Source organism: Inquilinus sp. OTU3971, from assembly GCF_038440215.1.
This window is the reverse complement of sequence record NZ_JASATH010000032.1, coordinates 24,196-46,896: the sequence shown is the minus strand read 5'-3', so window position 1 is coordinate 46,896 and position 22,701 is coordinate 24,196. Positions and strand designations below refer to the sequence as shown.

Genomic DNA, 22,701 nt, shown 5'->3' with positions numbered 1-22,701 from the left:
GCGGCGTCGGCGACGATCAGAAGCGGATCGTCGTCGACACGCCCAATGCCGCCATCGGCTTCTGCTCCCCGGGGCTGTTCGGTGAATCGTCCTGCAGCCGCAGATTGATGCCGACCGTGTTGCGCCGCATCGGGATCGAGACGCCGAGATCGACGATGTTGATGTCTTCCTTGGTCTTGGTGACCCTGTTGGTGGTGGCGTTCTTCGGATTCAGGAAGGCGTGGGAGTAGGAGACCTTGTAGGTCCAGTTGTCGGTGTCAATGAAGGTGCCGGTGACACCGAACAGCTCGGCGTCGGCGTCGAGGCTGTCGCCTATTGCGCGGTCATAGAAGCGGTAGCCGTCCGGATAGGCGCCGCTCTCGTAGAAATAGCCGTAGATCTTGTCGTTCAGGAAGTTCGCGGTCGAATTCGAGTATTCGACATTGAGCTTCCACATGGCCCCGTCGTCGCCCCAGCCGTTCCACAGCGAGGCGCCCAGCACGCCGGCGTTCCGCGACGGCAGCGGCAGGCCGATGTCGGAATAGGCCGCGTCTTCACCGGTCAGCTCGCCATAGATCTCAAAGGGCTGACCGAAGATCTGGTTGCTGTAGCGGGCGTCGAAACCGGCGATCTGGTTGGCCGGGTCCAGGGCCTGCTGCGAGGGATCCACGTTGGTGTTGCCGAAAAAGCCGTCGAAGAAGGTGCTGAGGCCGCAGGGCCGGCCGCTGCCGCAGAACATCATGATGCGCGAACCGCCGAGCTCCAGCCCCGGGATCGGGCTGATCGAGAGCCGCAGCCCGAACATCAGGGGATTGGACACCTGCCGGCTGTCCGGCAGGACGCCGAGGAAGCCGGTGAACTGCCAAGGGCCGATCCAGCTCAGCCACGGCGTCTCGAAGGCATGCGGGTTGGACCGCATGAAGCCGACCTTCGGGAATGGCCGGGCGTTGGTCGAGAGGATCATGCTGGTGGTCTCGCCCGGCCCCCACCACTCGTCGAGCCAGCCGGCATAGAGGATCCAGTTGTCGACCCGCTGAGCGATATAGGTGCCGTCCAGCGACGGCTGGAACTCATCCTCGCCGGCGTAGTACCAGGGGCTGTCGCCCTTGGCGAAGCGGGAATAGGCGCCCAGCGACAGCCGCAGCGCGGTCGAATCGCCCATATATTCGAAGGACGTGGAGATCTCGCCCCGCTGCCGCGCCGTGTAGTCGAAGCCGCGCACCAAAGCGGGCTGGTTGGTCAGGTCGGCCCGCAGCTCCGCATGCAGTTGGCCCTGCCGGGTCTCGGCCGCGGCCCGGGCGCGGACCCGGTCGAGCGCCGCCTGGGCATAGGGCGGCAGCGAATCCCGATCGGCCTTGGCCAGGCGATAGGTGATCTGCGCCCACGGCAGCGGCCAGGCGCTCAGCACGCCGTCGATGAGGCGGAAGTTCTCCAGGATGTGGATGTCGTTGCGCAGCGTTGAATCACCTGGCTCAGCCCAAGGGCTGGCCGTGGCCGTTCCCGTCGTCGCCGCCACGGTGCTGGCCGAAATCACGGCAGCGGCAACGGCTATGGCAATCTTCCTCGCAACGGCCATTATTCCCCCCGGACGGCCCCGAATACCTCGCCCTCATACACAAGACGCCCCCGCAAGCCCAGCCGCCGCGTGGCTTAACAGGTGCTTCTCCGCCACGGTCCCCTCGGGTGAGCGACAAATTTGTCACAATGGTAACGAAGGTCCTTGGCGGCTGCGATCCGCGGCGCCATCTCTTTGAGATCGATTCTCAGGAGGCGTTATGCGCGCCCTTGTCCTTGCCCTGGCCGTCCTGCTCCTCGGCGCCTGCGCGCAGACGCAGGTGGCCGGCTATGTCGACCCCGCCTATCGCGGCGGCGCGCCGATCCGCTCGATCGTGGTGGTCGCGGAAACGCCGCGGCTGGGGGAACGCGAAGCGCTGGAGAGCGCGGCCGTCGCCGAGCTGGCCGCCCGCGGCGTGCAGGCCCGGCGGATGATCGACCTGGCGCCGCCCACCCGCCCCGGCGGCCCAGCCGCCGAAGCCGCAGCGATCCGGACGGCCGGCGTGCGCGCCGTGCTGCGCATCGCCGTCGACCAGCGCGCCACGGTCGCCCGCTACCTGCCGCCGACCTATGTCGGAGACCCGTTCTTCCCGTATTACGGCTACGGGTTCGGCTATTATCCCGGCCCCTTCGCCGGGCTGACGACGAGCGGCCGCTGGATCGAGGAGCCGACGGCCCGCTATGACGCCACGCTGCAGGAGGCGGGCGGCGGTGCCGCCATCTGGAAGGGCGAGGCTGTCGCGCGCGGCGGCTCGAACAGCAATTTCGCCGATCTCGCCGCCCGGGCGGCGAGGGATCTGGTCTCCCGGCTGCAGCAGGACAAGGTGATCTGAGGAAGCGGCCGGCACCGCTCCGAATCGGCGCTAGTCGGCGACGTGGACTCGGCAGGTCGTGGCGGCTATCGCCTCGCTGAAGGGCGCCGGCGGGGCCCGGTCGGTGAACAGGGCATGGATCTCGCCGATCGAGGCCAGCCGCACCATGGCGTTGCGGCCGAACTTGGTGTGGTCGGTCACCAGGAACACCTGGCGCGAATTGTCGATGATCGCCCGCGCCACCCGTACCTCGCGGTAGTCGTAGTCGAGCAGCGTGCCGTCGCCGTCGATGCCGCTGATGCCGATGATCCCGACATCGACCTTGAACTGGCGGACGAAGTCGAGCGTCGCCTCGCCGACGATGCCGCCGTCCCGGGCCCGGACCACGCCGCCGGCGACGATCACCTCGCAGCTCGCATTCGAATACAGGATGTTCGCGACGTTGATGTTGTTGGTGATCACCCGCAGGCCGCGATGGCCCAGCAGCGCCCGGGCCACCTCCTCCGTCGTCGTGCCGATGTTGAGGAACAGCGAGGCGTTGTCCGGCACCTGCCGCGCCACCAGCCGGGCGATCCGGCGCTTTTCCTCCAGGCACAGCACCTGTCGGGTCGAATAGGCGAAGTTCTCGACGCTGCCCGGCGCCGTCACGCCGCCGTGGAAGCGCCGCAGCAGGGCCCGGTCCTGCAGCAGCGAGATGTCGCGGCGGATGGTCTGCGGCGTCACCTGGAAGCGGTCGGCCAGGGTCTCGACCGTGACATAGCCCTCCTGGCGGACCAGATCGACGATCTGGCTCTGTCGCGCCGTGGCGTTCATGGCCGCTCTTCTTCCCGTGGCTGGACGAAAAAGAATGCTAATGGGGAAGCGGAAACGATGCCAATATTTTCACTTGCGAACATCGGCCGGACACGACGCGGCCGCGAGCGCCTTGCGATCGCGCCATGCCGTGCTATGAAGGGCGGCAAGAAACACGGGGATGGACCGGATCATGGGTGCAGAGTGGGTCATCATCATCGGCGTCATCGCCTTCTTCTTCTGGCAGACCGTCACCCGCTGACGACACAGCCGATCCGCTGACGTGCGGCGCCGCCCCCCCGAGAGGGCCGGCGCGCTTTTCACCCTGCTCCGGTCCTTGCTCAGGTCTGCCGTCGTGGCCGGCCAGCGGCCCGGTCATCGCGCTCGCCGGTGCGCAGGGTCCATTCGACCACCTGCTTCAGCACGCCGCCCAGGGCGTCGTCCCAGGCCCGGATCACATCGGTGAATTCCGGCCCTTGTACCTCCATCACCCGCTCGAAGCTCTCGCCGCCGATGATCGTCCGCTGCGGGAAGCGCACCAGCTTGGCGCCGATCCGCACCCGCACCCGGTAGGGCTGGCCGTCCCAGCGCTCGGCCCGGAACTCGCGGATCTCGGGCTGCAGCACGTAGTTCGCGCGCAGGCCGGAGATCTGCCGGCCGACCGAGACGATCTTGCCGGTGTTCTCGAAGCTCTCGACCAGCAGGCCGACGACCATCGCCGGGGCCCGGTCGACCCAGGCCACCTTGGCGAAATAGTCGAGCGCGGTCGGGCTCTCGCTGATCGCGATCCGGTCGGTGTCGATGCCGGCATTGGCGGTCGGCATGTCGACCAGGAGCTGCCAGCTGGCCTTCGGCAAGCCCGGGTCGAAGGTGCTCTTCGGCGTCAGCTCATAGACCTGCGGCGCCGGCGGGGCCAGGGCGCTGATCCCGCCGCAGCCGGCGAGGCCGGCCGCGACCGAGGAGAGGGCGGCCTGCCGCAGGAAGTGGCGCCGGGACAGGGGGGAGAAACTCATCTTCACCTCGAGGTGCCTTCCGGCGGTACGCCGCCGGACGTACCGCCGAACAGGAACTGCGCCGGGCTGCGGTCGAGCCGGGACAGGGTCCGGTTCAGGTTGTCGGTCAATTGCCGGAGCTGGGTGATCAGCTGGGTGATCTCGTAGAGCCCGTCGGTGGAGAAGCTCTCCACCCCCGGGCCGGATTGCTTCAGCAGCCGGGCCACGCCATCGGCGCTCTGGCGCAGCGAGGCGATCATCGCCCGGGCATCGGCCACCGCGGCGTTGACCTGGGTGTCGGTGGTCGACAGGAAGCCGGTCGCACCGGTGGTGAGCTTGTTGAGGTCCGCCCGGGCGTCGGTGACCAGCCCGTCGACATTCTGGGTCAGCGTGTCGATCCGCTCGATCGTGCTCGCCAGCTGGGCCGAACGCTGCGCCAGCGCCGCGGTCAGGGTGTTCACATTGCCCAGGACCTCGGAGATGTTGCGGACGTTGTCCTCGGAGAAGATCCGCTGGACCTCGCGGCTGATGTCCGACAGCCGGTCGAGCAGCTGCGGCACGGTGTCGACGATCGCCTGCAGGCCGGACTGGCGGGACGGGATGACGGCGTATTCCTTGCCCTCCTCCTTCTCCAGCGGCGGCGCGCCCTGGACGCCACCGCTGAGCAGGACGAAGGCGCCGCCGGTCAGGCCCTGGATCTCGAGCGACGCCACGCTGCCCTTGACGATCGGCGTTTTCGGCCGGACCGCGATCCGGACCTGCACCCGCTCGACATTGGACGGGTCGATCTGGACGTCCTCGACGGTGCCGACCGGGATGCCGCGATAGCGCACCTGGCTTCCCTCCTGCAGGCCGGTGACGTTGCCGGAGAAGTAGATCAGGTAGCGCTCGGCATTCTCGCGCAGCCCGGACCCGCCGAGCCAGACGGCGAACACCACCAGCCCGACCATCAGGATCAGGACGAAGCTGCCGACGGCGACATAGCTCGCACGCGTCTCCATCTCAGCCCTCTGCTCCCGTATGCGCATGCTCCAGGGCGGCATGCTCGGCCGCCGCCGCGCGGCCGCGCGGCCCGTGGAAGTATTCCTGGATCCAGGGATGGTCGACCTTGAGCAGGTTCTCGTAGGTGTCGACCACGACTTTCTTGTCGATCAGCACGGCGATGCGGTCGCAGATCGTGACCAGGCTGTCGAGATCGTGGGTGACCATGAACACCGTCAGCCTGAGGCTGCGCTGCAATTCCGAGATCAACTCGTCGAAGGCGGCGGCGCCGATCGGGTCGAGGCCTGCCGTCGGCTCGTCGAGGAACAGGATTTCGGGGTCCAGCGCCAGCGCCCGGGCCAGCGCCGCGCGCTTGCGCATGCCGCCGGACAGCTCGGAGGGGTGCTTGATGCCGGCGCTGCAGGCCAGGCCGGCCATGGCGATCTTCACCCGCGCCAGCTCGTCCATCATATGGTGCGACAGGCGGGTGTACTCCTTCATCGGCACCTGGATGTTCTCGGCCACGGTCATCGAGCTGAACAGGGCGCCGTCCTGGAACATCACCCCCCAACGCCGCTGCACCGCCCTGCGCTCCGCTTCGTCGGCCTGGTCCATGTCGACGCCAAGCACCTCGAGCGACCCGGCGGCGGGCCGGATCAGGCCGATGATCTCCTTCAGCAGCACCGACTTGCCGGTGCCGGAGCCGCCGACCACGCCCAGCACCTCGCCGCGCCGGACGTCGAGATCCAGCCCCTCATGGATCACCTGGGCGCCGAACTGGGTTTTCAGCCCGCGCACGCGGATCACCGCGTCGTCGTCCGGCGCCCGGCCCGGCGCCCGGGAGTCCTCGCTCATGATCAGACTCCCAGGGTGGCGAACAGGATGGAGAACAGGGCGTCGAGCACGATCACCAGGAAGATCGAGACGACAACGGATTGGGTGGTCAGCCGGCCGACGCTCTCGGCGCTGCCGGAGACCTTGAGCCCCTCATAGCAGCCGACCATGGCGATGGCGAAGGCGAAGACCGGGGCCTTGACCATGCCGACCCAGAAGGTGCCGACGCTGATCGCCGCCTTGAACTGCTGCAGGAACTGCGGCCCGCTGATGTCGAGCACGAAATACGACATCAACGCGCCGCCGAAGATCGCCATCATGCTGGCGTAGAAGGTCAGCAGCGGCAGGGTGATGGCCAGGGCGAAGACCCGCGGGATCACCAGCACCTCGATCGGATCGAGGCCCAGCGTCTCCATCGCGTCGACCTCCTGGTTGACCTGCATGGTGCCGATCTGGGCGGTGAAGGCCGAGCCGGAGCGGCCGGCGACGATGATCGCGGTGATCAGGCCGCCGAGCTCGCGCAGCACCGAGACGCCGAGCAGGTTGACCACGAAGATCTGGGCGCCGAAGCGGCTGAGCTGGTCCGCCCCCTGATAGGCCAGTACGACCCCGATCAGGAAGGACAGCAGGCCGACGATCGGCATGGCGTTGAGGCCGGTGGCCTCGATGTTGTGCGCCAGCGCGGTGATGCGGATCCGGCTCGGATGCAGCAGCGTGTTGATGCTCTTCACCACCAGCATGCCGAGGAAGCTGAGGAGCGCCAGGGACTCGTCGCGGAAATGGTAGGTCGCCTTGCCGGTGCGGAACGCCAGTTCGTACAGGATGTTGCGGTCGGGACGCTTGATCGGCTCGTCGCGCTCGACCCGCGACACGGCCTCGAGCAGGCCCTTCTGGTCGTCCGAGACGCCCTCGACCCGGACCGTGGCGCCGGCTGCCGCGAGATCCTCCTGGGTGCGGTGCACCAGCCAGGCGCCGACCGTGTCGAGCCGGGTGACGCCGGACAGGTCCAGCACCACCTCGCCTTTCACCGAACTCTGCACCAGCTCCGACAGCTCGCGGTCCAGGGGCGCCGCCGCCCGCGTCACCCACGGCCCCTCCAGGCGCAGGCGGGTGACGCCGCGCTCGACGCGGCTGTCGATCCGGGCCTCGGCGTCCGCGGCCGCCGCCGCTGTCGTCACCGCGCAGCCCCCGGCTGCCGCACCTGCGAATTGCCTTTCGGGCCGCAGGCACTACGATGCAGGGTCGCTCCGGCCCGCAACCAAGGACGTCTCATGGATCTCAAGTCGCACATACGCGGTATCCCGGATTTTCCCAAGCCAGGCATCCTGTTCTACGACATCTCGCCGCTTCTGGCCCATCCGCAAGCGTGGCGGCATGCCGTCGACAGCTTGGCGGCCAAGATCCACGAGTGGCAACCGGACATGCTGGTCGGCATCGAATCTCGCGGGTTCCTGGCGGCGGCGCCACTATCCTATGTACTAGGCTGCGGCTTCGTGATGTGCCGCAAGCGCGGCAAGCTGCCGGGCGAGACGATCGGCCATCTCTACCAGCTCGAATACGGGTCGGACGCGATCGAGATCCAGGCGGACGCGATCAAGCCGGGGATGAGGGTGGTGGTGCTGGACGACCTGCTGGCGACCGGCGGCACCATGGCCGCAGCGATCCAGCTGCTGCGCCGGGTCGGCGCCGATGTCCGCGGCGCCGCCTGCCTGATCGAGCTGTCCTTTCTCGGCGGCCGCGAGAAGGTCGACGCGCCGATCATCTCGCTGCTGCAATACGACAGCTGAGGCCATCGGACCGGATCCGCGGATCAGCGCGCCTCCTGCTCCGTGGCCCGGTCGCCGCCCAGATCGTGCCAGGCGGTGCCGATCAGCGCGGCGGCCCCAACGGCCAGCAGCGCCACCACCGCCACCGCGACCAGGCTGCGCAGGCTCGGCACGCTCGGCCGGTATTCGGGCTCGTCGAACAGGCTGCGGTTGAGCCGGCGCAGGAAGTCGGTATCGCTGCGCGGCGCGGCGGGACGGTCGAGGAAGCGCTCGACCACGCGGTCCTCGCAGACGGGAAGACCAGCTGAAGGCTGCACCGGCCGCTCCGCCGGCCTGCGCTCGATCTCCTGAACCTCGGTCATCGCCAGCCCTGTCTCCATCCGCACCCGCCCTCACCGGCTTCCGCTGATGCCACATTATATGCGCATGGGAGCCGCCGGCACCAAGCATCGCGTTTCGCAAGGTTTCCGGCCCTGCTTCCGCATTGATGCGAGGCGTTTTCGATAAATGCAATTAGGAATGACACGCATTTGCTTGACCGGCATGCATGGATATGAGAATGACTCTCAACATCGATTGTCCGATCAATCTCACCGTGGATGGGGACCATGCTGGATCAACCCACAGCGCATGCCGTCGAGCCGCCGCAGCGGCCCGCCACTGCCAGCCTCGACACGCGCGACCTGTTCGGCGCCCGCCGCGAGCTGACCATCCAGCACGGCGACGACGTCTACCGCCTGCGGATCACCCGCAACAGCAAGCTGATCCTGACCAAGTAGCCCTCTCTCGCTCGCGCCCCCAGCAAGCCGGGCACCGCCCGCCGCCAGGTCTGCGCGAGGACCCGTCGTTCGAACAGGTTCTCGTCATGCTTCAGCAGCCCAGGCGGCCCATGTTTCGGCCGCGTTTTCGCATGTCCTGTCGCACCCCGCCGGCCGCCGGCGCACCTCGTCCCCGGTGATCGGAGAGCATGATGCAGAGCCTCGAACCTGACCTTTCGGCCCCGCCGACCGCCCTCGCCGCGCGCTGGGCGGCGCTGCGCGCCGAGCAGCCGCAGCTTCGCGCCCGCGATGCCGCCGCGGCGCTGGGCGTCAGCGAGGGCGAGCTCGTCGCCTCCCAGGTGGGTGCCGGCACCACTCGTATCGGCAGCGACTGGAGCACGATCCTGCAGGCGGTCGAGGCGCTCGGGCCGGTCATGGCGCTGACCCGCAACGAGAGCGTGGTGCACGAGAAGACCGGCACCTACCAGAACGTCTCGGCCGGCAGCCATGTCGGGCTGGCGCTCGGCCCCGACATCGACCTGCGGCTGTTCTACACCCGCTGGGCGCATGGCTTCGCGGTCGGTGGGACCAGCCATCCGAAACCGAGCCTGCAGTTCTTCGACGCCGCCGGCACCGCGATCCACAAGATCTTCCTTACCGAGGGCAGCGATCGCGCCGCCTTCGCGGCCCTGCTCGAGCGCTTCCGCCATGCCGACCAGGCCCCGGCCCTGCCGCCGCAGGAGATGGTCCGGCCGGCGGTGCTGGACGATGCCGAGATCGACGTCGCCGGCTTCCGCGCCGGCTGGGACGCGATGGAGGACACGCACCAGTTCTTCGGCCTGCTCAAAGCGCACCGGCTCGACCGGCTGCAGGCGATGCGCCTGGCCGGGCCGCAGCGGGCCGAGCCGGTCGGCCGCGACGCGCTGCGCCGGGTGCTGACCGACGCGGCCGAGACCGGCGCCGCGATCATGGTCTTCGTCGGCAATCCCGGCTGCCTTCAGATCCACACCGGCCCGGTGCACCGGCTGCAGGATATGGGGCCTTGGCTGAACGTGCTGGATCCGGGCTTCAACCTGCATCTGCGCGAGGACCGGATCGACAGCGCCTGGGTGGTGCGCAAGCCGACCAAGGACGGCGTCGTCACCTCGCTGGAGCTGTTCGACGTCGACAACACGCTGATGGCGATGCTGTTCGGCGCCCGCAAGCCGGGCCAGCCGGAGCGCGCCGACTGGCGCGAGCTGGTGGCCCGGATCAGCGCCCTGGTCAGCGCCTGATGCGCCCGCTCCTCGCGCTCGCCGCCGCGGCGCTGGTCGCCATCGCCCTGCCCGCCCGGGCGGAGCCGAAGCGGATCGTCATCGCCGGCGGCGACCTGACCGAGATCGTCTACGCCCTGCATGCCGAGGACCGGATCGCCGGGGTCGACACCACCAGCCTGTACCCGCCCGCGGCCCGGGAGCGGCCGGATGTCGGCTATCTGCGCCAGCTCTCGGCCGAGGGCATCCTGTCGCTGAGCCCGGACCTGGTGCTGACCACGGTGTCGGCCGGCCCGCCGGCGGTGCTGGAGCAGATCCGCTCCGCCGGCACGCCGCTCGAGATCCTGCCCGAGAGCTTCACCGCCGAGGGCGTCATCGCCAAGATCGAAGGCGTGGAGAAGGCGCTCGGCCTGCCCGACCAGGGGCTGAGCCAGGCGGTCCGGACCGATTTCGCGACGGTGGCGGCCGCCGTCGCCACTGCGCCGGCCAAGCCGCGCGTGCTGTTCGTGCTGTCGATCACCAACGGCGCGCCGCTCGGCGGCGGCAGCGGCACCGCGGCGGACGGCATGATCCGCCTGGCCGGCGGCGCCAACGCGGTCGGCGAGATCGAGCGCTACAAGCCGCTGTCGCCCGAGGCGGTGGCCGCCGCGGCGCCGGATCTGGTGGTGATCGCCAGCCACGCTGTCGAACCCAATGGCGGCATGGAGAGGATCGCGGCGCTGCCGGTCTTCGCCCAAACCCCGGCCGCGAAGTCGGGCCGGATCATCCAGATGGATTCGCTCTACCTGCTCGGCTTCGGGCCCCGCACACCGCAGGCGGTGCGCGACCTGGCCGTCGCGATCCATCCGGGCTGGACCCCGCCGTCCCTGCCCGACCGGGCCTGGAGCGCGGGCTCGTGACTGTCATGGCCGCCAGCGGCGTCCTTCCGGCCGCGGCCGAGCAGCGGCAGGCCCGGCGCCTGTCGCTGACCCTGGCCGGGCTGGCGCTGCTGCTGGCCTTGGCGGTCCTGGCCAGCATCAGCATCGGGCCGGCGGACATCCCGGTCGGCCATGTGCTGGCGATCCTCGGCCACCAGCTCGGGCTCGGCAGCCTCGACACGGTGACCGTGCGCGACGCCGCCATCATCGACGCCATCCGGCTGCCGCGGACGTTGCTCGGGGCCATGGTCGGCGCCGTCCTCGCCGTCTCCGGGGCGATGATGCAGGGGCTGTTCCGCAATCCGCTGGCCGATCCGGGCCTGATCGGGGTCAGCGGCGGCGCCGCCTTCGCCGGCGTGTCGGTGATCTCGCTCGGCCTGCCGGCGGCGCTGGCCGGCGTCCCCTTGCTCCGCATCTACGCCCTGCCGCTCGCGGCCTTCCTCGGCGGCCTCGTCACCACCGTTGCCGTCTACCGCCTGTCGAAGCGCGAGGGGCGGGTCTCGGTGACCATGATGCTGCTGGCCGGCATCGCGGTGAACGCGCTGGTCGCCACCGGCACCGGCTATGTCGTGTTCAAGGCCGACGAGAACGCGATGCGCACCATCACCTTCTGGACCATGGGCAGCCTGAGCGGCGCGACCTGGACCTCGGTGCTGGCCGTGCTGCCCTTCGCCCTGGTTCTGCTGGCGGCCGTCGCCCTGGCGGCGCGGGCGCTGAACGGCATGCTGCTGGGCGAGGCGGTGGCGCTGCATCTCGGCTTCCCGGTCGAGAAACTGACCCGCCTGCTGGTCGGCACGGTCGCGCTGTCCGTCGGCGCCGCGGTCGCGGTCAGCGGCATGATCGGCTTCGTCGGCCTCTTGGTGCCGCACATGCTGCGGCTGGTCATCGGCGCCGACCATCGTGGCCTGCTGCCGGCCTCGGCCCTGCTGGGCGCCGCGCTGCTGCTCGGCGCCGACCTCGTCGCGCGGGTCGCCGTGGCGCCGGCCGAGCTGCCGATCGGCATCGTCACCACCGGCCTCGGCGCCCCGGTGTTCCTGGCGCTGCTGCTGCGCCGGCGGAGGTCCGAGCCATGATCCAGGCCGACTCCCTCGCCTTCCGCATCGGCCGGACCCTGCTGCTCGACGGTGTCGACCTCGCCGTCGCCCCCGGCCGCCTCACCGCGGTGATCGGCCCGAACGGCGCCGGCAAGTCGACGCTGCTGCGCTGCCTGTGCGGCGAGATCGCGCCGGCGGCCGGCCGGGTCACCCTGGACGGCACGCCGATCGTGGCCTGGGACCTGGTCGCCCTGGCCCGGCGCCGGGCGGTGCTGCCGCAGCAGGTGACGCTGGATTTCCCGCTGACGGTCCGCGAGGTGGTGACGCTGGGGCGGGGCCCGCATCGCGGCGTCGCCGATGCCGCCGCCGACCGCCGTGCCGTCGAGGCGGCTTTGAACGCGGCCGACATGGCGGCCCTGGCCGACCGCTCCTACCCGACCCTGTCCGGCGGCGAGCAGCAGCGCGTCCAGTTCGCGCGGGCGCTGGCCCAGATCCACGGGACCGTTGCCGCCGCGCCGACCTATCTGCTGCTGGACGAGCCCACCGCCAGCCTCGACCTGGCGCATCAATCCGCGGTGCTGCGCGTCGCCCGCGGCCTGGCCGATGCCGGCACCGGCGTGCTGGCGATCCTGCACGACCTGAACCAGGCCGCCCGCTTCGCCGACGAGGTCGTGCTGCTGCGCCGCGGCCGGGTCTTCGCCGCCGGCCCGCCGGCCGAGGTGCTCACCGCTCCGACCGTGGAGGCCGTGTTCGGCTGCCCGGTCGAGATCATCCCACACCCGACATCCGACAGGCCCTTCCTTGTTCCGCTCTGAGGACATAATGACCAGCCGACGCCAATCAGTGTCCGCGCTCTCCGCCCTGCTCCTGGCCCTCTCCGCGGCGCCGGCCCTGGCCGAAGCCGCAGCCCCTGCCGCGACCCCGAACGGCGTCAGCCTGGAGCTCAACACGCTCGAGCCACGCGGCCAGAACTGCGCCGTGAACATGGTGTTCGGCACCAGCGACGACGCCTACCAGTCGTTCAAGCTGGACCTCGTCTTCTTCGGCACCGATGGCGCCATCCGCAAGCGCCTGGCGGTCGACGCCGCGCCGCTCCGCGCCCGCAAGACCAGCGTCAAGGCCTTCGAGGTCTCCGGCCTGGCCTGCGACGCGATCGGCTCGGTCCTGGTCAACGACGTGCTCGACTGCCGCACCGAGGCCGGCGCGGTGGCGGACTGCATCGACCGGGTCGAGACCAGGTCGCGCCTGCCCGTCGCCCTGATGCGCTGAGGAGGCCACCGATGTCGCACGATCTCTCGATCATCACCCTGGTGCAGCAGGCGGACATCATCGTCCAGGGAGTGCTGGCGCTACTGGTGCTGGCCTCCATCGGCTGCTGGGGCATCGTCATCGACAAGCTGTTCACCATCGGCCGGCTGCGCCACGCCGCGGCCGCGCTGCGCCGCCGGGTCGACACCGAGCACGAGGTCGACGTGATCCCGGCCGACCCGGCCAAGCCGATCGTCGAGGCCGGCCTGGCCCAGTGGCGGGCGCTCGACCCCGAGGAGAGCCGGGCCGAATGCCGCGACCGGATCGAGCGCGCCATGCGCCGCGCCGCCGGCGAGGTGATCCGCCGGCGCGAGCTGGGCCTGCCCTTCCTGGCCACCATCGGCTCGGCCGCGCCCTTCGTCGGGCTGTTCGGCACGGTCTGGGGCATCATGAACAGCTTCACCTCGATCGCCAGCTCGCAGGACACCAGCCTGGCGGTGGTGGCCCCAGGCATCGCCGAGGCGCTGTTCGCGACCGCGATCGGCCTGGTCGCCGCGATCCCGGCGGTGATGGCCTACAACAAGTTCTCGACCGATCTGCGCCGGATCAACCAGACCTTCATCACCGCGATCGGCCAGATGGCCGAGCACCTGTCCGGCACGCGGCGTGCCGCCGCCCGGCGCGAGGCCGCCGAGTAATGGCCGGCGCCCTGCTCGATTCCGGCGACGGCGACGACTACGCGCCGCTGGCCGAGATCAACGTCACGCCGCTGGTCGATGTCATGTTGGTGCTGCTGATCATCTTCATGGTCGCGGCGCCGCTGATGATGGTCGGCGTGCCGGTCGACCTGCCGAAGACCAGCGCCGCCAAGATCGGCCAGCCGCAGAAGCCGGTGATCCTGACCGTCGACAAGGACGGCACCTGGTCGATCGAGAACGGCCAGGTGCTGACGCCGGAGACCGCTCCCGCGGCGCTGCAGGCGGCGCACCAGGCCAATCCGGAAGCGGTGGTCTATGTCCGCGGCGACCGCGACGTGCCCTATGGCAAGGTGATGGAGGCGATGGGCGTGGTCGGCCAGGCCGGCTTCACCAAGGTGTCGCTGATCGCCCAGGGGGCGGCGCCCCAGCCGGCCGCTGCCGCCGGCGTTCCTGCCGCAGCCGGTGCCGGCGCCGCGCCGACCGCGCCATGACCCGCCTGCGCGTGACCGGACGCGGCGTCGCCTATGTCGCGTCCGCGCTGATTCACGCCGGCGTGGTCGCGGTGCTGCTGCCCAGCCTGACCGGGTCGGCCGAGCCGACGCCGGCCGAGACGCCGATGGCGATCGAGATGGCCGGCTTCGGCGGCCCGGCCGAGGCTCTGGACACGGCGGAACCGGTCGAGACCGCGCAGCCGGAGCAGATCGACCCGGCTGAGGCGGTGCCCACCGAGACCGCGCAGACCCAGCCGGTCGAGACCGCCCAGCCCGAGCCGGTGGAGACCGTCGTCGAGGAGCCGCCCCCGCCGGCCGAGACGCCGGTGACGGAGGCGGCCGAGGTCGAGCCGCCGGAGCCGGCGCCGGAGGCCCCGCCGCCGGAGCTGGTGACCACGACCGGCGAGACCGAGGCCGTGGTCGCCGCCGTGCCGGATACCATCCAGGCGGTGGAGCCGGAGGCGGTGCAGGCGGCGGAGCCCGAGGTGGTGCCGCCGCCGCCGACAAAGCCGAAGCCCCGCGCCGAGCGGCGGCCGCGGCGCGAGCAGCCGCGCCGGACCGAGCAGCCCGCGGCAGCGCCCACCGAGACCGCGTCGCTGCCGCCGCAGGCTTCGCCCCCACCCACCGCCGCATCCGCGCCCAGCGCTCAGGCGAAAGCCGACTATAGGAGCCAGCTCTCCGCCTACCTGCGACCACGCATCAGGTCGGTCAACTCGCTGGTGCGGGAGCAGACGTTGGCCACGGTCACGGTGACCATCGAAAGCGATGGGACTCTGAGCGCAGTAGAGTTGACCCGGTCCTCCGGATCCGACTCCGTGGACAGGGAGCTCCTGCGTAAGGTCCGGGCCGCATCGCCCGTTCCGGCCCCCCCAGCGCGCATCGCCAACTACGCCTTTCCCTTCGATCTCCGCCCTCGGTGAGCGTCACCGGTCTCCCGCCGGCGCCATGAAGTTGTGGCGGCCGTCGCAGAGGGGCTGCCGGCCGCTGCGCTTGCAGGTGCAGAAGAAATAGGTCTTGGCCCGGGGCGCCACGAAGGCGACCGGGCCGAGGCCGCAGTCCCGGTGCGATCCGTCGCAGAAGGGCTGGGCGGCGCTGCGGCCGCAGGCGCACCAGCGCACCGCCTGGCCTTCGGCCAGCTCGACCGGGATCGGCGCGTCGCCGGCGCAGACCGGCTCGGCCGTCATGCCAGCTCGGGATGCCGCGCCAGCAGCCGCTCCGCCTCCGCCAGGTCCTCCGGCGTGTTGCCGTTGAGGAAGGGATCGACCAGGTCGCTGGCGAACTCGACCACCGCGGTCGGATGACGCGCCATCCAGCGCTCGACCTTGCGGATCTCCTCCTCGACCAGGGCCCGCCGCAGGTCGCCGCGCAGCGCCACCGGCCACAGCGCCACCACCGGATGGGTCCGGCCGCCCGAGGCGGCGACGGCGATCTCCGCCCTTTCGTCGCGCCGTGCCGCCGCCAGCCGCGCCACCAGGTCGCGGGGGATGAAGGGCGCATCGCAGGGAAAGCTCGCCACCAGATCGATCTCCGGCCGGGTTGCCGCGACCCAGTCCAGCGCCGCCAGGATGCCGGCCAGCGGCCCCGGCGCGCCGGGCAAATCGTCCGGCACCACCGGCAGGCCCCAGCGGGCGAAGCGGGACGAGTCGCCATTGGCGTTGAGGCACAGCGCCGCCACCTGCGGCGCCGCCCGGGCGATCACCCGGTCGAGCAGCGTGACGCCGGCCAGCGGCCGCAGCGCCTTGTCGCCGCCGCCCATGCGCCGGGCCAGGCCGCCGGCCAGGATCACGCCGTATGGGCTCATGCCCCGGCGACCAGATAGACCGCCAGCGCCAGCATCACGACGACGAAGATCAGGATCGGGACGGCGCCGCTCGGCCGCTCGACGATGCGGCTCACGGCCGGCTCGCCGGCCCGCTGCACGGTGACCGGGCTGTCGCGCATGCGCTGGACCACCGCCCCTGCGGCGACCGGGCGCGCGACCCGGAACGACGCGGCGGCCTGTTGCTGCGGCGGTTGCTGCGGCGCAGGCCTGGCTTCCGTCCGCCGCGCCGCCACCTGGCGCAGCGCCGCCGTGATCGCCGTCGCGGCAGTGCCCGCCACGGCCGGCCGGCGCGACCGGGAGCGCATCCAGACCAGGCCGACGAGGGCCAGGATCAAGCCGATGCCGCCGGCGATCAGCTGGTCGTCCCAGATCGCCAGCGGGTGGTCCAGCACGGCCCGGTCCTGCTGGTCGGGGTCGATCAGCACCGCCACCCGCTCGCCGGGTTGCGGCGCCGTCGCCAGGCCGGTGTCGACGGCGGCGTAGACGGCGCGCAGCGTGCCCAGGCGCACCACCGTCCGCGCCCCGGCCAGCGCCGGCGACGACCGGTCCCCGGCCCCGGGCGGCACAACCAGGCCCTGGACCTCCACCGCGTCCTCGCGCCACTGCTCGCGGTCCCAGGCGGCCTTGCCGGCGCCGAACGCCAGGAACGCGCCCATCAGCAGCAGCGCCACACCCACCAATCTGCGGATCATCGGTCCCCGCTGTCTTCTCACATTGCGGAAAATCATACGCGTTCGGTGGAGAACGGCCTATCGCGTTCGCCGGGGGGGCGTCCTATATTGCTGTATATGACGCTCCAGACGCCGACGCCCGAGATTGATCCGTCACCCTCCTCCAGCGCCCCGCTGGTGGACCCGTTCGGCCGCGCCATCCGCTATCTCCGCGTGTCGGTGACCGATCGCTGCGACTTCCGCTGTGTCTACTGCATGGCGGAGGAGATGACCTTCCTGCCGAAGGCGGACCTGCTGACGCTGGAGGAGCTGGACCGGCTGTGCAGCAGCTTCATCCGCTTCGGCGTCGGCAAGCTGCGCCTGACCGGCGGCGAGCCCCTGGTCCGGCGCGACGTGATGACGCTGATCCGCAGCCTGTCGCGGCATCTCGGCACCGGCGCGCTGGAGGAGTTGACGCTGACCACCAATGGCAGCCAGCTCGCGCGCCATGCCGAGGACCTGGCCGCCTGCGGCATCCGCCGGATCAATGTCAGCCTCGACACGCTGGATCCGGCCAAGTTCCTCGCCATCACCCGCTGGGGCAAGTTCGACAAGGTGATGGAGGGCATCGCCGCGGCCAAGGCGGCCGGCATCAAGGTCAAGATCAACGCGGTGGCGCTGAAGGGCGTCAACGACGACGAATTCGATTCGCTGATCCGCTGGTGCGGCGAGAACGGCCACGACCTGACGCTGATCGAAGTGATGCCGATGGGCGATATCGGCGGCGAGGACCGGCTGGACCAGTATCTGCCGCTGTCGCAGGTGCGGGCGGATCTCGCCCGGCGCTGGACCCTGACCGAGACCGACTATCGCACCGGCGGGCCGGCGCGCTATGTCCGGGTGGAGGAGACGGGCGGGCGGCTCGGCTTCATCACCCCGCTCACCCATAATTTCTGCGAGAGCTGCAACCGGGTCCGGCTGACCTGCACCGGCACCCTCTATATGTGCCTCGGCCAGGACGACGCCGCCGATCTGCGGGCGCCGCTGCGCGCCGACCCGACCGATGCGGCGCTGGAGGCCGCGATTCGCGAGGCCATCCTGCGCAAGCCGAAGGGACACGACTTCTTCATCGACCGCCGCCACACGCAGCCCGCCGTGGCGCGGCACATGAGCGTGACCGGGGGATAGTCCCGCCGGTCACAGCGTCAGCATCAGGATGGTCCCCGACAGCGCCGTGCCGGCGGTCACCACAGCGAAGCTCAGGCCGCACCGCGACAGCAGCACGGCGATCGTCGCGAACACTCCCACCAAAGCCGGAATCATCATCCACCTGCCCTCCCACTGCGGCATTCCCCGTTGATGACCCGGCTACTCTCCCCCATCCTCCGTGAAACGACCGTGAACGGCCCATTCACACTGCCTCACGGCCGGGGTGGACCGCGGCTCCACTTCGACTACAGTCACCGGCCATGACCCTCGTTTCCCCCGATCCGGCTCCGCCGCGCATGGCGATCCTCGCCGCCGACTCCGCCGAGGCCCTGGCGGCCCAGGCCCGGCTCGTCGCCCGCTGGGGTCAGCATCCCCCGGACTCGGCGGACGTCATCGTCGCGCTGGGCGGCGACGGCTTCCTGCTGGAGACGCTGCACCGCTGCGTCGACCGGCGCCGGCCGATCTACGGCATGAACTGCGGCTCGGTCGGCTTCCTGCTGAATGATTTCCAGGAGGAGGACCTGGTCAGCCGGGTGGCGGCGGCACGCACCGTGATCCTGCACCCGCTGCGGATGCGGGCGACCACGGTCGACGGCGCGGTGCGCGAGGCGCTGGGCATCAACGAAGTCTCGGTGCTGCGCCAGACGCGGCAGACGGCGAAGCTGCGAATCACGGTCGACGGCATCGTGCGCATGCCGGAGCTGATCTGCGACGGGGCGATCGTGTCGACCCCGGCCGGCAGCACTGCCTACAACCTGTCGGCGCATGGGCCGATCATCCCGCTCGGCGCCGGCATCCTGGCGCTGACGCCGATCAGCGCCTTCCGGCCGCGGCGCTGGCGCGGCGCCCTGCTGCCGCATCGCGCGAAGATCGTGCTCGACATGCTGGAGCTGGCGAAGCGCCCGGTCAGCGCCGTCGCCGATTCGACCGAAGTGCGCGACGTGGCGCGGGTCGAGATCGCCGAGGACCGCTCGGTGTCGCTGCACCTGCTGTTCGATCCCGGCAAGACGCTGGAGGAACGGATCCTCAAGGAGCAGTTCGAGCCCTGATCCGCCCGGCCGGCGATCCATGGTCGCCTGCCCCGCTCCGCCCCGCCCGCTGCGATTCCGCCACAAAGTTCCGGTGAAATAATCCGGCCGGCCCTGTGGCCGCTATGGCACACTGCGGCCGCGCCAAGAGGAGCGGAATTTTATCATGCCGATCTCGCCCTTCGCGATCATCGTCCTGGCCATCCTGGTTCTGGCGATCGTCGTCATCTTCATGGGCGTCAAGTCAGTGCCCCAGGGCCGCGAATGGACAGTGGAGCGGTTCGGCCGCTACACCCGCACCCTGCGTCCCGGCCTGAACCTGATCGTCCCCTTCGTCGACCAGATCGGCGCCAAGCTGTCGATGATGGAGACGGTGCTGGAGGTGCCGCAGCAGGAGATCATCACCCGCGACAACGCCATGGTGACGGTCGACGGCGTGATCTTCTACCAGGTGCTGGACGCGGCCAAGGCCGCCTATGAGGTCGGCAGCCTCGAAACCGCGATCATCAACCTGACCATGACCAACATCCGCACGGTCATGGGCTCGATGGACCTGGACGAGCTGCTGTCCAACCGCGACCAGATCAACGTCAAGCTGATGAAGGTGGTCGACGACGCCACCGAGCCCTGGGGCGTCAAGGTCACCCGCATCGAGATCCGCGACATCACCCCGCCGCGCGACCTGGTCGAGAGCATGGGCCGGCAGATGAAGGCCGAGCGCGACCGCCGCGCCACCATCCTCGAGGCCGAGGGCACGCGGCAGGCGCAGATCCTGCGCGCCGAGGGCCTGAAGCAGGCGGCGATCCTGGAGGCCGAGGGCCGGCGCGAGGCGGCGTTCCGCGACGCCGAGGCGCGCGAGCGCTCGGCCGAGGCCGAGGCCAAGGCGACCACCGCGGTCAGCGAAGCGATCGCCGCCGGCAGCGTCCAGGCGATCAACTACTTCGTCGCCACCAAATATGTCGATTCGCTGAAGGCGATCGCCAGCGCGCCGAACCAGAAGGTGCTGTTCATGCCGCTCGAGGCCGCCAATGTGATCGGCGCCATCGGCGGCATCGCCGAGATCGCACGGGAAGCTTTCGGCCGTGACGGAAACCCGCCGCCGGCGTCCCGGCGGCCGCCTGCCGATCCTGCCGCGCCGGCGCCCGAGGGCGGGCCGTGGGGGCCGAAGGCATGATCGTCCAAGGTCCGGAATTCTGGTGGTGGTGGATCGCCGGCGTGGTGCTGCTGATCCTCGAGGTGATGGCGCCCGCCACCTTCTTCCTGTGGCTCGCCATCGCCGCCGGCATCGTCGGCCTGCTGTCCTGGCTGGTCCCTGCGATCGGCTGGGAAACCCAGGTGCTGATCTTCGCCGTGCTGTCGGTGGTCAGCGTCGTGGCCTGGCGCGTCTGGCTGAAGCCGCACACCGAGGCCAGCGACCAGCCGACGCTGAACCGCCGCGGCGAGCAGTATGTCGGCCGGGTGGTGACGCTGACCGAGCCGATCGTCAACGGCGTCGGCCGCATCCGGATCGCGGACGCGACCTGGGGCGTGGAAGGCCCGGACCTGCCCGCCGGCACCCGCATCCGCATCGCCGCCGTGGTCGGGACCCGGTTCAGGGTCGAGCAGGATTTCGGGTGACCTGAGCTATCGCTTTAAGGCCGGCATGTAACCGCTCTGACCAAAAACGATTTTGTCATGCCCGGGCTTGACCCAGGCATCCAGAGACTGTCGACATCTTCTGGATTGCCGGGTCAAGCCCGGCAATGACAGGAAAGGGCAGACCTAATCGTAGATGCCGCCCTCACACGCCCCTGAGCGCCTCGTCGATCGCGGCGATCTGCGGCAGGCCGCCGGGGATCAGGTGGATCAGGGCGTTGAAGGCGTGGATCATGCCGGGCGCCATGACATAGGTGACCGGGACCTTGGCCTCCTTCAGCATCCGGGCATAGACACGCGCCTCGTCGCGCAGCGGGTCGCATTCCGCCGCCAGCACGAAGGTCTTCGGCAGCCGCGGCGGAATCGGGTGCAGGATCGGCGAGGCCAGCGGGTGGTCCGGCGCCTCGTCCGGCCCGAGATAGCATTGCCGGAACCATTCGAGGTCGACCCGATCCTGGCCATAGCCCTCGCCGTAGTCCAACACCGAATGCTGGCTCATCGTCATGTCGAGCCAGGGGCACAGCAGATAGGTCAGGGCGATGCGCGGCCCGTTCTCGGTCGCCGCCAGCCGGCTGATCGCGGCGGCGAGGCCGGCGCCGGAGCTGGTGCCGCCGACCATCAGCCGGCGCGGGTCGCCGCCGAAGCTCGCGGCATGGTGCGCGGCCCAGAGCAGCGCGTCATAGGCGTCGTCGATCGCCGCCGGGAACGGATGGTCGGGGCCGAGGCGATAGCTGGCCGAGATCACCAGCGCCGGGGTGTTGGCCGCGATGCGCCGGGCCTCGTCCTCGCTCTCCTCGATGCCGCCGAGGACGTAGCCGCCGCCGTGGAAATAGAGCGCCACCGGCAGCGGGCGCGTCCCCGCCCCCCGCGGCCGCAGGATGCGCAGCCGGCGGGGGCCGGCGCGGCCCTCGATCTCATAGTCTTCGACGAGGTCCATCTCCGGCAGCTTCGGCATCCGCGACAGCTTCAGCTCGCTGAACACGGCCCGGGCCCGGTCCGCCCCGATATCGGCCCAGGACTGGATGCTCGTCTTCTCCCGCCACCGCTCCACCGCCTCCAGATACGCCTCGCAGTCGGGATGCAGGATCATCAAGAACTCCGGATCGACGGAACGGCCCCTCGTATAGCCCGGCCGAAACGCTCAGCGCGCGACCATCGTTCCGATGACGGGCGCCCAGAGCACGTCGTCGATGTGGTCAGCCCCGGTCGCGAGCATCACCAGGCGATCGAACCCTAGCGCGATCCCGCTGCAATCGGGAAGGCCGCCGCCGCGGTCGGGGTCGAGCGCGGCCAGGAAGTCCTCGTCGATCGGGTAGCGCACGCCGTAGAGCTGCTGCTTCAGGTCCATATCGGCCTCGAACCGCGCCTGCTGCGCCGACGCATCGGTCAGCTCGCCGAAGGCGTTCGCCAGCTCCAGCCCGGCGACATAGAGCTCGAATCGCTCGGCGGTGCGCGGGTCGTCCGGATTCGGCCGCGACAGCGCCGCCATCGACAGCGGATAGTCGGTCAGCACGCAGGGGCTGCCGAGGCCGAGCCGGGGCTCGATCCGCTCCAGGAACACGCGGAAGAACAGGTCGTCCCAGCGGTCGCCGTCGCGCGCCGGGATGCCGATCGCGGTGGTCGCCGCGTTCAGCAGGGTCAGATCCGGGTTCAGCGGGTCCGGCGCCGTCGCCAGCAGGTCGATGCCGGTGAACTCCTGGAACGCCTGCTGCACCGTCAGCACCCGCCATTCGGCAAAGGGGTCGCACTCCTGCCCGCGCCAGCTCAGCCGGTCGCGTCCCGCCGCCCGCGCCGCCGCCCGGAACAGGGCTCGGCAATCGTCGATCAGCACCCGGTAGCCTTCCCCCGCCCGGTACCACTCGATCATCGAGAATTCCGGGTGGTGCGTGGCGGAGCGCTCGGCGTTGCGGAACACGTGGCTCAGCTGGAAGATCCGCTCCAGCCCGGCCGCGAGCAGCTTCTTCATCGCGAATTCGGGGCTGGTGTGCAGGTACAGGCGCTGGGCGTCGTCCGGATGCGGCCCGCGCAGCTCGGTCGAGAAGGCGACCAGATGCGGCTCCAGCCCGGGCGAGACCTGCAGCGCCGGGGTGTCGACCTCGAGGAAGCCGCGCTCGGCGAAGACCTGCCGCACGGCGGCGGTGATCCGCGCCCGCGCCTCCAGGAAGGGCCGCTTGCGGGCATAGACGCCGCTCTGCCACCAGCGGCTGCGCAAGCCCCGAATGCCCGGTTCCGTCGTCATGGTCCGATC

29 protein-coding genes are annotated in these 22,701 nt (G+C 70.3%); 15 read left to right on the top strand and 14 right to left on the bottom strand.

What is annotated here, in order from left to right:
• Nucleotides 1–16 precede the first annotated feature (16 nt).
• Nucleotides 17–1,555, bottom strand: coding sequence for a capsule assembly Wzi family protein (locus AAHM41_RS10995; protein ID WP_342236577.1), 1,539 nt, complete (start codon nucleotides 1,553–1,555; stop codon nucleotides 17–19).
• Between the two features lie 199 nt (nucleotides 1,556–1,754).
• On the opposite strand from AAHM41_RS10995, the gene AAHM41_RS10990 reads away from it, so the two are divergent.
• Entirely contained in the window at nucleotides 1,755–2,366 is a 612-nt protein-coding gene (locus tag AAHM41_RS10990) for a hypothetical protein (protein ID WP_342236576.1), read from the top strand.
• A gap of 30 nt (nucleotides 2,367–2,396) precedes the next feature.
• On the opposite strand, the gene AAHM41_RS10985 is transcribed toward AAHM41_RS10990, so the two are convergent.
• The 6 genes from AAHM41_RS10985 to AAHM41_RS10960 form a co-directional block, all read right to left on the bottom strand.
• Complete coding sequence (locus AAHM41_RS10985) at nucleotides 2,397–3,158, bottom strand: DeoR/GlpR family DNA-binding transcription regulator (protein ID WP_342236575.1); 762 nt, start codon at nucleotides 3,156–3,158, stop codon at nucleotides 2,397–2,399.
• A 69-nt stretch (nucleotides 3,159–3,227) separates the two neighbouring features.
• Complete coding sequence (locus AAHM41_RS10980) at nucleotides 3,228–3,365, bottom strand: hypothetical protein (protein WP_342236574.1); 138 nt, start codon at nucleotides 3,363–3,365, stop codon at nucleotides 3,228–3,230.
• 113 nt (nucleotides 3,366–3,478) lie between these two features.
• The gene (locus AAHM41_RS10975) at nucleotides 3,479–4,150 is read right to left on the bottom strand and encodes an ABC-type transport auxiliary lipoprotein family protein (RefSeq protein ID WP_342236573.1); all 672 of its coding nucleotides are present in this window, start codon (nucleotides 4,148–4,150) and stop codon (nucleotides 3,479–3,481) included.
• 2 nt (nucleotides 4,151–4,152) lie between these two features.
• Nucleotides 4,153–5,130, bottom strand: coding sequence for an MlaD family protein (locus tag AAHM41_RS10970; RefSeq protein WP_342236572.1), 978 nt, complete (start codon nucleotides 5,128–5,130; stop codon nucleotides 4,153–4,155).
• Nucleotide 5,131: 1 nt separating this feature from the next.
• Nucleotides 5,132–5,965, bottom strand: coding sequence for an ABC transporter ATP-binding protein (locus tag AAHM41_RS10965; RefSeq protein WP_342236571.1), 834 nt, complete (start codon nucleotides 5,963–5,965; stop codon nucleotides 5,132–5,134).
• Nucleotides 5,966–5,967: 2 nt separating this feature from the next.
• On the bottom strand, nucleotides 5,968–7,122 hold the full coding sequence (locus AAHM41_RS10960) for an ABC transporter permease (protein WP_342236570.1): 1,155 nt from the start codon (nucleotides 7,120–7,122) through the stop codon (nucleotides 5,968–5,970).
• 93 nt (nucleotides 7,123–7,215) lie between these two features.
• On the opposite strand from AAHM41_RS10960, the gene AAHM41_RS10955 reads away from it, so the two are divergent.
• Complete coding sequence (locus AAHM41_RS10955; protein ID WP_342236569.1) at nucleotides 7,216–7,731, top strand: adenine phosphoribosyltransferase; 516 nt, start codon at nucleotides 7,216–7,218, stop codon at nucleotides 7,729–7,731.
• A 23-nt stretch (nucleotides 7,732–7,754) separates the two neighbouring features.
• Here AAHM41_RS10955 and AAHM41_RS10950 read toward each other — a convergent pair whose 3' ends face one another.
• Nucleotides 7,755–8,072, bottom strand: a complete 318-nt coding sequence (locus AAHM41_RS10950) for a hypothetical protein (protein WP_342236568.1) — start codon at nucleotides 8,070–8,072, stop codon at nucleotides 7,755–7,757.
• Nucleotides 8,073–8,318: 246 nt separating this feature from the next.
• Between AAHM41_RS10950 and AAHM41_RS10945 the strand changes: the two genes are divergently transcribed.
• The 9 genes from AAHM41_RS10945 to AAHM41_RS10905 all read left to right on the top strand — a co-directional run bounded on the left by AAHM41_RS10945 (nucleotide 8,319) and on the right by AAHM41_RS10905 (nucleotide 15,029).
• A complete protein-coding gene (locus AAHM41_RS10945; protein ID WP_342236567.1) occupies nucleotides 8,319–8,489 on the top strand; it encodes a hemin uptake protein HemP in 171 nt (56 codons plus the stop codon).
• Nucleotides 8,490–8,680: 191 nt separating this feature from the next.
• Nucleotides 8,681–9,742, top strand: a complete 1,062-nt coding sequence (locus AAHM41_RS10940) for a hemin-degrading factor (protein WP_342236566.1) — start codon at nucleotides 8,681–8,683, stop codon at nucleotides 9,740–9,742.
• On the top strand, nucleotides 9,742–10,620 hold the full coding sequence (locus tag AAHM41_RS10935) for a heme/hemin ABC transporter substrate-binding protein (protein WP_342236565.1): 879 nt from the start codon (nucleotides 9,742–9,744) through the stop codon (nucleotides 10,618–10,620). The genes AAHM41_RS10940 and AAHM41_RS10935 overlap by 1 nt, the downstream gene beginning before the upstream one ends.
• Before the next feature lie 5 nt (nucleotides 10,621–10,625).
• A complete protein-coding gene (locus tag AAHM41_RS10930; RefSeq protein ID WP_342236585.1) occupies nucleotides 10,626–11,711 on the top strand; it encodes a FecCD family ABC transporter permease in 1,086 nt (361 codons plus the stop codon).
• Nucleotides 11,708–12,487, top strand: coding sequence for a heme ABC transporter ATP-binding protein (locus tag AAHM41_RS10925; RefSeq protein ID WP_342236564.1), 780 nt, complete (start codon nucleotides 11,708–11,710; stop codon nucleotides 12,485–12,487). Before AAHM41_RS10930 ends, AAHM41_RS10925 begins: the two co-directional genes overlap by 4 nt.
• A 7-nt stretch (nucleotides 12,488–12,494) precedes the next feature.
• Entirely contained in the window at nucleotides 12,495–12,941 is a 447-nt protein-coding gene (locus tag AAHM41_RS10920; RefSeq protein WP_342236563.1) for a Tat pathway signal sequence domain protein, read from the top strand.
• An 11-nt stretch (nucleotides 12,942–12,952) separates the two neighbouring features.
• Nucleotides 12,953–13,618: a MotA/TolQ/ExbB proton channel family protein gene (locus AAHM41_RS10915; RefSeq protein WP_342236562.1), complete on the top strand. Its 666-nt coding sequence runs from the start codon at nucleotides 12,953–12,955 to the stop codon at nucleotides 13,616–13,618.
• The gene (gene tolR, locus AAHM41_RS10910; RefSeq protein ID WP_342236561.1) at nucleotides 13,618–14,109 is read left to right on the top strand and encodes a protein TolR; all 492 of its coding nucleotides are present in this window, start codon (nucleotides 13,618–13,620) and stop codon (nucleotides 14,107–14,109) included. The genes AAHM41_RS10915 and tolR overlap by 1 nt, the downstream gene beginning before the upstream one ends.
• Nucleotides 14,106–15,029 carry an energy transducer TonB gene (locus AAHM41_RS10905; RefSeq protein ID WP_342236560.1) on the top strand — a complete coding sequence of 308 codons (924 nt, stop codon included), beginning with the start codon at nucleotides 14,106–14,108 and terminating at the stop codon, nucleotides 15,027–15,029. The genes tolR and AAHM41_RS10905 overlap by 4 nt, the downstream gene beginning before the upstream one ends.
• Before the next feature lie 3 nt (nucleotides 15,030–15,032).
• Here AAHM41_RS10905 and AAHM41_RS10900 read toward each other — a convergent pair whose 3' ends face one another.
• From AAHM41_RS10900 to AAHM41_RS10890, 3 genes are read right to left on the bottom strand one after another with little or no spacing between them, the layout of a single operon-like run.
• Entirely contained in the window at nucleotides 15,033–15,293 is a 261-nt protein-coding gene (locus AAHM41_RS10900) for a CDGSH iron-sulfur domain-containing protein (protein ID WP_342236559.1), read from the bottom strand.
• On the bottom strand, nucleotides 15,290–15,910 hold the full coding sequence (mobA, locus tag AAHM41_RS10895; RefSeq protein WP_342236558.1) for a molybdenum cofactor guanylyltransferase MobA: 621 nt from the start codon (nucleotides 15,908–15,910) through the stop codon (nucleotides 15,290–15,292). The genes AAHM41_RS10900 and mobA overlap by 4 nt, the downstream gene beginning before the upstream one ends.
• Nucleotides 15,907–16,623, bottom strand: a complete 717-nt coding sequence (locus tag AAHM41_RS10890) for a DUF3592 domain-containing protein (protein ID WP_342236557.1) — start codon at nucleotides 16,621–16,623, stop codon at nucleotides 15,907–15,909. The genes mobA and AAHM41_RS10890 overlap by 4 nt, the downstream gene beginning before the upstream one ends.
• 96 nt (nucleotides 16,624–16,719) lie before the next feature.
• Here AAHM41_RS10890 and moaA point away from each other — a divergent pair, with 96 nt between their 5' ends.
• Complete coding sequence (gene moaA / locus AAHM41_RS10885) at nucleotides 16,720–17,769, top strand: GTP 3',8-cyclase MoaA (protein WP_342236556.1); 1,050 nt, start codon at nucleotides 16,720–16,722, stop codon at nucleotides 17,767–17,769.
• Between the two features lie 9 nt (nucleotides 17,770–17,778).
• Here moaA and AAHM41_RS10880 read toward each other — a convergent pair whose 3' ends face one another.
• Nucleotides 17,779–17,907: a hypothetical protein gene (locus tag AAHM41_RS10880; protein WP_342236555.1), complete on the bottom strand. Its 129-nt coding sequence runs from the start codon at nucleotides 17,905–17,907 to the stop codon at nucleotides 17,779–17,781.
• A gap of 143 nt (nucleotides 17,908–18,050) precedes the next feature.
• Between AAHM41_RS10880 and AAHM41_RS10875 the strand changes: the two genes are divergently transcribed.
• From AAHM41_RS10875 to AAHM41_RS10865, 3 genes are all read left to right on the top strand, one after another.
• On the top strand, nucleotides 18,051–18,839 hold the full coding sequence (locus AAHM41_RS10875; protein ID WP_342236554.1) for an NAD kinase: 789 nt from the start codon (nucleotides 18,051–18,053) through the stop codon (nucleotides 18,837–18,839).
• 145 nt (nucleotides 18,840–18,984) lie between these two features.
• Entirely contained in the window at nucleotides 18,985–19,992 is a 1,008-nt protein-coding gene (locus tag AAHM41_RS10870) for an SPFH domain-containing protein (RefSeq protein WP_342236553.1), read from the top strand.
• A complete protein-coding gene (locus AAHM41_RS10865) occupies nucleotides 19,989–20,435 on the top strand; it encodes an NfeD family protein (protein WP_342236552.1) in 447 nt (148 codons plus the stop codon). Before AAHM41_RS10870 ends, AAHM41_RS10865 begins: the two co-directional genes overlap by 4 nt.
• 163 nt (nucleotides 20,436–20,598) lie before the next feature.
• Here the strand turns inward: AAHM41_RS10865 and AAHM41_RS10860 are convergent, their stop codons facing one another.
• Nucleotides 20,599–21,543, bottom strand: coding sequence for an alpha/beta hydrolase (locus AAHM41_RS10860; protein ID WP_342236551.1), 945 nt, complete (start codon nucleotides 21,541–21,543; stop codon nucleotides 20,599–20,601).
• Nucleotides 21,544–21,594: 51 nt separating this feature from the next.
• Nucleotides 21,595–22,692, bottom strand: coding sequence for an EF-P lysine aminoacylase EpmA (gene epmA, locus AAHM41_RS10855; protein ID WP_342236550.1), 1,098 nt, complete (start codon nucleotides 22,690–22,692; stop codon nucleotides 21,595–21,597).
• Nucleotides 22,693–22,701 lie beyond the last annotated feature (9 nt).